Genomic DNA, 8,958 nt, shown 5'->3' with positions numbered 1-8,958 from the left:
CATGTCAGTATTTATGCAACGCTACTGAATTTTGACAAAAGACACCAGCTTGCAGAAAGGGGAAGGGCAGCATGCCGATGGCCAATTTATTCGAACAGTCAAGCCCTGTGTCCGTACCGGAAGCCGAGAAGCGCGCCGTCCTTCGTTCGCCGTTGATTTCGGCAGCCGTTCGAACGGCTGTAACCGTTCATCCGTCCGATTCCTGCGAGCACACGGCCAAATTGTTCGAGGTTCATGCGGACGCCGAATGTTTGGTTGTATGCAGCGAGGGGCAGGTGCCTGCCGGGCTCGTCATGCGGGACCGTTTTTTTCGGAATTTAAGCACGCGGTTCGGCACCGCCCTTTATTATGAAAAGCCGGTAGACCGATTGATGGATCCGCACCCGTTCGTTGTAGACGAATCGGTGCAGCCGCATGAGTTGCTCGACCGGGCGCTCGGACGGGACGGCGAGTCGTTCTACGATTGTGTCGTGGTGACCGACTGCGGCAAGCTTGCGGGGGTGCTGTCGGTTGCGGATTTGTTCGGGATTTCCCGGCAACTGCAGAAGGAAGCGACCGCATCGCAGGTCCGAACGATTCTCGGCGCGGAGCGCATGATGAAGGAAATCAATGAGGCGGTTGCCGCTGTTCGCGATTCGGGCGCCCGAGGCGAAGCGATGTCCGAGGCGATGGTCGACCTGACGTTAAAAGGAAAAAACGAGCTGAATGGCGTCGGTCTGGCGTTCTCCGGTCTTGCCGAACGCACGAGCAGGCAGGAGTCGCAGATGGCCGAGCTCCAAAAGCGGGCGAATGGTGTCAGTCAAGTGTCCGGGCTGATCCGCGAGCTGGCCGACCAGTGCAGCCTGTTGGCTGTTAACGCGACCATTGAAGCGGCGAGAGCGGGCGAGCATGGACGCGGGTTTGCCGTCGTGGCCGATGAAATCCGCAAGCTTGCCTCGCAAACGAAGCGGTCGGCCGAAGAGATTACGAGTACGGTAAGCGCCATTCTCGATGCGGTATCCACAACCGGCGAGCTCGTACGGGCGGGCCGCGAGGACGCGGCCCGCAGCGAGGCGTCCGTAGTCCGCGCCGAGACGGTGTTCGAGCAGCTCTTCCATGCCGCGGCCGATAACCGGACCAGCGCAAAGGAAATCGGCGTTTCGTCGGCGAAGGCATTTGAACGCGCGGAGCAAGTCAAGGACGAGATTGGCCGGTTGAGAACGGATATGCAATCGGTCGGCGTCCATGCATAATTTGCGATCATAGGAAGAAAAGTAGTTATACCTGTCGGTTCGTGAAAACAATTCGTCAAAAAGGGCGAAAAGTTTTACACTGCGTTAACATTCGGAAAACACCGCATTAACCGCACGGCTCTAGAATGAGTTTGTACACAAAAACATATAGAGGATCGGGAAGGGGAAAACAAAGGTAATGAAAAAGACACTGATGTTGATCATCGCGCTCGTTCTGACTTTCACGCTGGCGGCTTGCGGAGGTAAAAACAACGCGGGCAGCGGCGCAAATGGAACGACTAACGGCACGAATGCGGGCAACGGGGGCGGATCGGCGGATGCCGGGCTGTCGGGTTCCATTCTGGCCACGGGCTCAACCGCTCTTCAGCCGCTCGTTGATCAGGCCTCCAAGAGATTCATGGAGCAGAACTCCGGTGTAACGATTCAAGTCCAAGGCGGAGGCAGCGGCACTGGCTTGGCGCAAGTCTCGCAAGGACAGGCGAATATCGGCAACTCCGACGTATTCGCGGAAGAGAAGCTCGAGGCGGACCAGGCGAAGGGTTTGGTTGATCATCAGGTAGCGGTCGTCGGAATCGCAACGGTCGTCAATCCGGAAGTTAATGTCGATAACTTGACCAAGCAGCAGCTGATCGATATTTTCTCCGGCAAAATCGCCAACTGGAAAGAAGTCGGCGGGAACGATCAGAATATCACCATCGTCAATCGCCCTGCCAGCTCCGGCACGCGGGCCACATTCGAAAAATATGCACTCGGTGAGAAGGTTGCAGACGTAAAGGGATCGATTCAAGAGGATTCGTCCGGTACGGTTAAAAAGCTTGTCGGCGAAACGCCGGGCGCAATCGGCTACTTGGGTTTTGCTTACTTGGACGATAAAGTTAAGGTATTGAAGTACGAAGGCGTCGAAGCGAGCGAAGAGACTGTGGCGAACGGCACGTATCCGGTATGGGCTTATGAGCACATGTACACAAAAGGTGAGCCTGACGCCGCAACCAAAGCTTTTCTGGATTATATGCTGAGCGATGAAGTTCAAAACGGCGACGTCGTTGACATGGGCTATATCCCGGTCAGCAAAATGCAAGTGAAGCGCGACGTTGAGGGCAACATCTCGAAATAACATCAAGTTCATTCATCAACTCATCATATCGGCGGACAAGGGGCGGAGCCATCTGCCTCTTGTTGGCTGTTGTAAAGGGAGAGAGCCATGGCGCAGTCGGTCGGAAAGCAACAACCGAAGCCGCACCTAAGGGAAGAATGGGTGGGGCGCGTTTACACGTTCCTGTGTATATTATTTCTTTTGCTGACCATTTTTTCGATGGTCTATTTTGTCGCGTCCAAGGGCCTCAGTACGTTCATCATCAACAAAGTGAACCTGGCCGGGTTTTTGACCGGGTTAAAATGGAGCCCGGACAGCGAGCCGCCGCTGTTCGGAGCGCTGCCGTTTCTGATCGGTTCTTTTTCCACGTCGATTCTCGCGGCCGTCATCGCCGCGCCGCTCGGCTTCTGTGCGGCCGTCTTCATGACCCAGATCATGCCTAAATTCGGGAGGAAGATCATGCAGCCGGTCATCGAGCTGCTGGCCGGCATCCCGTCGGTCGTTTACGGTTTCGTTGGACTGAGCGTGATCGTGCCGCTGTTCCGCGACATTTTCCCCGGTCAGGGGATCGGGATTGCAGCAGGGGCCGTCGTGCTGTCGATTATGATTCTTCCGACGATCACGACGATCGCGACCGACGCGCTCGCTTCCCTGCCGGCCGGACTCAAGGAGGGCTCGTACGCCCTCGGCGCAACGCGGTGGCAGACGATTTACCGGATCGTGCTGCCGACGACGATGCCCGCTCTGCTGACAGGCATTGTCCTCGGAATCGCGCGCGCGTTCGGTGAGGCGCTGGCCGTTCAGATGGTTATCGGCAACTCGCCGCACATTCCCCGGTCGCTGTTCGAGTCGACGTCAACGCTGACCAGCGCCATTACGCTTAGCATGGGGAACACTGTAATGGGGTCGATACAAAATAACGCCCTGTGGTCGTTGGCGCTGCTTCTGATGATTATGACGTTCGTATTCGTTTTCATCGTACGTATGCTGGAGAGGAGGTCGAAGCTGTGAACGCGAAGACAGCAGATAAAATCGCCACGGCACTGATCGTCACGATCGCAGCTATTATCATTCTGATTCTCGCTGGCTTGCTCGGTTATATTCTGATCCGCGGGGTCGGCCATATCAGCTTCGACTTTCTGACCTCCCCGCCCGAGACGATTCGGGCCGGCGGCGGAATCGGCCCGCAGCTGTTCAACTCGCTGTTCCTGCTCGTGCTGACGATGATCATCACGATTCCGCTTGGCCTGGGCGCCGGCATTTATATGAGCGAATACGCGAAGCCAGGGCGGGGGACCGATTTCATCCGGCTGGTCGTGGAGGTGCTCTCGTCGTTTCCTTCGATCGTTGTCGGCCTGTTCGGTCTGCTGGTGATCGTCAACCTGTTCGGATTTGGATTCTCCCTGTTCTCCGGCGCTTTGGCGCTCACCGTGTTTAACCTGCCTCTGATGGTTCGGATTACGGAGCAAGGATTGAAAAGCGTTCCCCGGGAGCAGAAGGAAGCGGGGCTCGCGCTTGGTCTGTCGAAGTGGAAGACGATTCGTTCGATCATGCTGCCGATCGCCATTCCGGTCATTCTGACCGGCACGATTCTGGCTGCGGGCCGCGTCTTCGGCGAAGCGGCGGCGCTGCTGTTCACCGCCGGCATGAGCTCGCCGCGGCTCGACTTCTCGGATTGGAATCCGCTGAGTCCGTTCTCGCCGCTCAATCCGTTCCGTCCGGCGGAGACGCTGGCGGTTCATATCTGGAAAATTAATTCCGAGGGGCTGGCGCCCGACGCACCGGAGATCGCGGCCGGCGCATCCGCCGTGCTGATCATCACCGTGCTTCTGTTCAATATGATCGCCCGGTGGTTCGGACGTTACGTGCACCGAAAGTTCACCGCTACCAAATAGGAGGTCTGCAGCATGCAAGACATCGGCTTGTCGGCTCATAAATTATCCGTCCATTATGGCGAGAAAGCGGCCGTCAAAAATGTTTCCCTCGATTTCGCGGACCGGCAGGTGACGGCGCTGATCGGCCCTTCCGGCTGCGGCAAATCGACGTTTCTGCGCAGCCTGAACCGGATGAACGATCTGATCCCCGGTGCGCGGGTGACCGGCGATATCTGGATCGGCGGCGAGAACATCAACAGTCCCCAAACGGACGTCGTGCTGCTGCGCCAGAAGATCGGCATGGTATGGCAGCGCCCGAATCCTTTTCATAAATCAATCTACGAGAACATCGCGTTTGGTCCGCGCTATCACGGCATCCGCGACAAGAAGAAGCTGGACGAGATCGTGGAGCAGTCGCTCCGCAGGGCGGCGTTATGGGAGGAAACGAAGGACCGGCTGCACAATTCAGCGCTCGCGCTGTCCGGCGGCCAGCAGCAGCGGCTGTGCATCGCGCGCTCGATCGCGGTAAAGCCGAGTATTATTCTGATGGACGAGCCGGCATCGGCTCTTGACCCGGTCTCGACCGCCAAGATTGAAGAGCTGATTGCCGAGCTGAAGCAGGACTACTGCATCGTAATCGTTACCCACAACATGTACCAGGCAGCCCGCATCTCGCAGAAGACGGCGTTTTTCATGCTGGGCGAGGTCGAGGAGTACGATGATACCGACAAGATTTTCACCAATCCGCAAAAAATTTCGACGAGCGATTACATTACGGGCCGGTTCGGATAAACGACGGCATGGAAATCGGAGGAGACGGCATGCAGGCACTTATCGATATCGATCAATTGGATTTGTATTACGGCGATTTTCAAGCGTTGAAAAAGGTGTCGCTCGACATCCCGGAGAAGGCGATCACCGCTTTCATCGGACCTTCCGGCTGCGGCAAGTCGACGCTGCTGCGGACGCTCAACCGGATGAACGATATGATTCCGGGAACGCGGATCGAAGGCTCCATTAAAGTGTCGGGCAAGGATATCTACTCCTCCGACGTCGATGTCGAGACGCTTCGCAAAAAAGTCGGCATGGTATTTCAGCAGCCGAATCCTTTTCCGAAGTCGATTTACGATAATGTGGCTTACGGCCCGCGGCTTCACGGTATTGCCGACAAGCAGCGGCTGGACGAAATCGTTGAATCCAGCTTGCGCGCCGCCGTGCTTTGGGACGAAGTGAAGGATCATTTGAAGCGCTCGGCGCTCGGCATCTCGGGGGGGCAGCAGCAGCGGCTTTGCATCGCCCGCGCACTGGCGGTCGAACCTGACGTGCTGCTGATGGACGAATCGACGTCCGCGCTCGACCCGATTTCAACGCTGAAGATTGAAGAGCTTGCGCAGGAACTGAAGAAGCGTTATACGATCGTCATGGTTACGCATAACATGCACCAGGCAGCCCGGGTGTCCAATCAGACCGTGTTTTTTCTGAACGGCGAGGTCATCGAGTACGCGGAGACGGAGAAGCTGTTCTCCAACCCGGTCGACAGCCGCACCGAGGATTACATCAGCGGACGCTTCGGATAATTAGTGAACGAGGGGATGGAAGACAATGACGAGAAGAACGGAGTTTGACCAGCATCTGAACGCCTTGAAGGAGCAGCTCGTAGAGATGGGGACACGCGTCGAGCATGCGCTTGCCGGCGCGATGGATGCGCTGCAAAAGATTGATGTGGATATGGCGAAAAAGATCATTCAGGACGATGTGGAAATCAATCGGCTGGAAGGCCAGATCACGGACATCGGTTCCCGGTTGATCGCGACGCAGCAGCCTGTTGCGAAAGATTTGCGCCGGATCCTTGCGGCTTTCAAAATTGCAAGCGATCTGGAGCGGATGGCGGATTTGGCGGTTGACATCGCGAAGGTGGTGCCGCGGCTCGAAGGCCAGCAACTGATCAAGCCTTTGATTGACCTGCCGCGCATGGCGGAAACCGTGCAGACGATGACGTACGAATCGATCCAGTCTTTCATTCATGAGAATGTGGATCTTGCCTATAAAATGTCCAAGGACGACGACGCTGTCGACACCTTGTACAATCAGATTCTGCACGAAATGTTCTCGCTTATGCTGCAGGACCCGAAATCGTCGAATCAGGTGATGCAGCTGATGTTTGTCGGGCGGTATATCGAGCGGATCGGCGACCATGCGACAAACATCGGGGAGAGCGTCGTCTACCTGGTTACCGGCTCGCGGCCGGATTTGAATGCGTAACGGCACCGCGATTGTCCGGCTGCCGCTTCGCAGCCCGAATGAGCCGTCCTTACCCGAGCCCGGGTAGGACGGTTTGTTCGTTTATGCTCACATGCCGCAAAATGGAGATGAATGTAGATTTTTGCTGCAGTTTTGCTATAATAGGGCTTAACGACAATCGAATAAGCACCGGGGGAGCTGGGCAGGCCGGCTGAGAGGGTATCCCGTCACACGATACCGACCCTAATACCTGATCTGGATAATGCCAGCGTAGGAACGGTAAAGCCGAGCCTTGCCGCACGTTTCGTTGGCGAATCGCGGAGGACGACGGTTATCGCGCGAGTAGACGCCTTGGGATCAGGGGCGTTTTTTTGTTGTCGAAATGAGGGTGGGACAAGAGAGAGAGGGACTTTACTATGAAGAATAACGTACGGACAGGCTGGCAATGGAGCGTCGCCGTGCTGGCGATTATGCTGGCTTTGGCGGGCTGCGGAAGCGGCGGCAATAACGGCGGGGCAGATAACGGCGCGGCAGACAAAAACGCCGGCAATGGCGGCGCTGCGGCGGAAACGAACGGAACGAAGGACGCTGCGGGTACGGAAGGCGGGACGGGGGAACTCACGAAGGTGAAGGTGATGCTCGACTGGACGCCGAACACGAATCATACGGGATTGTACGTGGCCCGCGACAAAGGCTTCTGGCGCGAGCGCGGTCTCGACGTCGAGATCGTACAGCCGGTCGAAGGGACCGTCGAGCAGCTGATCGCTTCCGGCGACGCCGAATTCGGCGTCAGCTACCAGGAGCAGCTGACGATGGCGCGCACCCAGCAGGTGCCGGTCGTATCGCTCGCCGCCGTGATTCAGCATAACACGTCGGGCTTCGCTTCGCCTGTCGACAAAAATATCAAGACGCCGAAAGATTTCGAAGGCAAGAAATACGGCGGCTGGGGCTCGCCGGTCGAAGAGGCCGTCATTGGGTCGATCATGCAATCCGAAGGCGCCGACGTCAAAAAGGTTAAGATCGTCAGCACGGGCGCGACGGACTTCTTCACCTCGGTGAAGCGGGATATCGATTTTGCCTGGATTTATTATGCCTGGACAGGCGTGGAGGCCGAGCTGCGCGGCGAGCCGATCAACATGGTTTATTTGACCGACTACAGCGACAAGCTGGACTACTACACGCCGGTGCTCGCGACCAGCGAGAAGATGATCGCGGACAAGCCGGATATCGTGCGTGCGTTCGTGGAGGGCGCGGCGGAGGGCTATAACTTCGCGATCGACAACCCGGAGGAAGCGGCCGATGTACTGATCGCGGCGGTGCCGGATTTGAACAAGGAGCTCGTCAAGGCCAGCCAGAAATGGCTTGCTCCGAAATACCGGGACGACGCGGCCCGCTGGGGCGAGCAGAAGCTTGAGGTGTGGACGAATTATGCGGATTGGATGACCGAGCATAAGCTGCTTGAAGGCGAATTCGATCCGCAAAAGGCGTTTACGAACGACTTTTTGCCGCAATAACGGCTGACTGAAGCCGGCAGGAGAGAAAGGACGGGGAACGATGGCCAACGCGCTGCTCAGCATTCAAATTATACCGCACACGCCGAACGGAGAGAGCGTCATTCCGTACGTCGACCGCGTGATCGACATCATCAAGGCGACGGGGCTGCCATACCGGGTCGCGCCGCTCGAGACGACGATGGAGGGCGACATGGACCGGCTGCTGGAGAAGTATCCCGATGGACAATAGCATACGCAAAGGATGGCCGCCTCTGGCGGTCATTGCCGTTTTCCTGGCCTTATGGCAGGGCGCCGTCGTCTGGTGGGACATCCCGGCTTACCGGCTGCCGGGGCCGGTCGAGGTCGTCCGGGAGGCGCTTCAGGCCGATGTCCGGGAGAGGCTCTGGTCGCATACGCTGGCCACGGGCGCGCGAACGCTGCTCGGTCTTGTACTCGGAGCGCTGGCGGGCGTGCTGCTGGCGATGCTGCTGCATCTGGTTCCCGGCGCGCGCCGGGCCTTGTCGCCGATGCTCGTTCTATCGCAGAACATACCGGTCATCGTGCTCGGTCCGCTGCTCGTTATTTGGCTCGGCTTCGGGGAGCTGCCCAAAATCGTCCTTATCCTGCTCGTCTGTTTCTTTCCGGTGACGCTGTCGATGATGACAGGGCTGCGGCAGGGCGATCCGAAGCTGCACAACTACCTGGCGATGATCGGGGCCGGCAAATGGACCGTATTTACGAAGCTGGAGCTGCCGGGCGCGGTGCCGTTTCTGTTCGCGGGCCTGCGGATCGCGGCCGCCTACAGCGTGACGTCGGCGATCGTCGCCGAGTGGCTGGGCGCGAGGGACGGGCTCGGCTATTACATGAAGCTTGCGGCGAACGGGTTCGAGACGGCGCGCGTTTTTGCCGGAACGGCGATCGTGGTGCTGTTCAGTCTGCTGCTGTTCGTTATCGTCGTGCTGGCGGAGCGTCCTTTCGTACGCTGGCAGCCTAAGCGGGAAGGGGGCAAGGCCGAATGAAGCCTG

9 protein-coding genes, 1 pseudogene and 1 riboswitch are annotated in these 8,958 nt (G+C 57.8%); all 10 genes and pseudogenes read left to right on the top strand.

Annotated features, from left to right (window positions below; all coding sequences use genetic code 11):
• Nucleotides 1-77 precede the first annotated feature (77 nt).
• The 10 genes and pseudogenes from BG52_RS16700 to BG52_RS13610 all read left to right on the top strand — a co-directional run bounded on the left by BG52_RS16700 (nucleotide 78) and on the right by BG52_RS13610 (nucleotide 8,952).
• Entirely contained in the window at nucleotides 78-1,232 is a 1,155-nt protein-coding gene (locus BG52_RS16700; protein ID WP_317628395.1) for a methyl-accepting chemotaxis protein, read from the top strand.
• Between the two features lie 178 nt (nucleotides 1,233-1,410).
• A complete protein-coding gene (locus BG52_RS13650) occupies nucleotides 1,411-2,346 on the top strand; it encodes a phosphate ABC transporter substrate-binding protein (RefSeq protein ID WP_036585376.1) in 936 nt (311 codons plus the stop codon).
• An 87-nt stretch (nucleotides 2,347-2,433) separates the two neighbouring features.
• Nucleotides 2,434-3,336 carry a phosphate ABC transporter permease subunit PstC gene (pstC, locus tag BG52_RS13645; protein ID WP_036585379.1) on the top strand — a complete coding sequence of 301 codons (903 nt, stop codon included), beginning with the start codon at nucleotides 2,434-2,436 and terminating at the stop codon, nucleotides 3,334-3,336.
• Nucleotides 3,333-4,220 (top strand): phosphate ABC transporter permease PstA, encoded by an 888-nt coding sequence (pstA, locus tag BG52_RS13640; protein WP_036585382.1) that lies wholly within the window; start codon nucleotides 3,333-3,335, stop codon nucleotides 4,218-4,220. The genes pstC and pstA overlap by 4 nt, the downstream gene beginning before the upstream one ends.
• Before the next feature lie 12 nt (nucleotides 4,221-4,232).
• Nucleotides 4,233-4,991: a phosphate ABC transporter ATP-binding protein PstB gene (gene pstB / locus BG52_RS13635; protein WP_036585385.1), complete on the top strand. Its 759-nt coding sequence runs from the start codon at nucleotides 4,233-4,235 to the stop codon at nucleotides 4,989-4,991.
• A 29-nt stretch (nucleotides 4,992-5,020) separates the two neighbouring features.
• Complete coding sequence (gene pstB, locus BG52_RS13630; protein WP_036585388.1) at nucleotides 5,021-5,776, top strand: phosphate ABC transporter ATP-binding protein PstB; 756 nt, start codon at nucleotides 5,021-5,023, stop codon at nucleotides 5,774-5,776.
• Between the two features lie 25 nt (nucleotides 5,777-5,801).
• Nucleotides 5,802-6,461, top strand: coding sequence for a phosphate signaling complex protein PhoU (phoU, locus tag BG52_RS13625; protein WP_036585391.1), 660 nt, complete (start codon nucleotides 5,802-5,804; stop codon nucleotides 6,459-6,461).
• Nucleotides 6,462-6,621: 160 nt separating this feature from the next.
• Nucleotides 6,622-6,735: riboswitch (TPP riboswitch) on the top strand.
• 121 nt (nucleotides 6,736-6,856) lie between these two features.
• Nucleotides 6,857-7,954, top strand: coding sequence for an ABC transporter substrate-binding protein (locus tag BG52_RS13620; protein ID WP_036585394.1), 1,098 nt, complete (start codon nucleotides 6,857-6,859; stop codon nucleotides 7,952-7,954).
• A gap of 40 nt (nucleotides 7,955-7,994) precedes the next feature.
• Nucleotides 7,995-8,162 (top strand): annotated as a pseudogene (locus BG52_RS13615) (thiamine-binding protein); the annotation flags it as partial.
• Between the two features lie 10 nt (nucleotides 8,163-8,172).
• Entirely contained in the window at nucleotides 8,173-8,952 is a 780-nt protein-coding gene (locus BG52_RS13610) for an ABC transporter permease (protein ID WP_036585400.1), read from the top strand.
• Nucleotides 8,953-8,958: the final 6 nt, after the last annotated feature.

It is taken from the genome of Paenibacillus darwinianus, from assembly GCF_000598065.1.
Classification (GTDB): Bacteria; Bacillota; Bacilli; order Paenibacillales; family Paenibacillaceae; genus Paenibacillus_I; species Paenibacillus_I darwinianus.
This window is presented reverse-complemented; position numbering and strand designations above follow the sequence as displayed.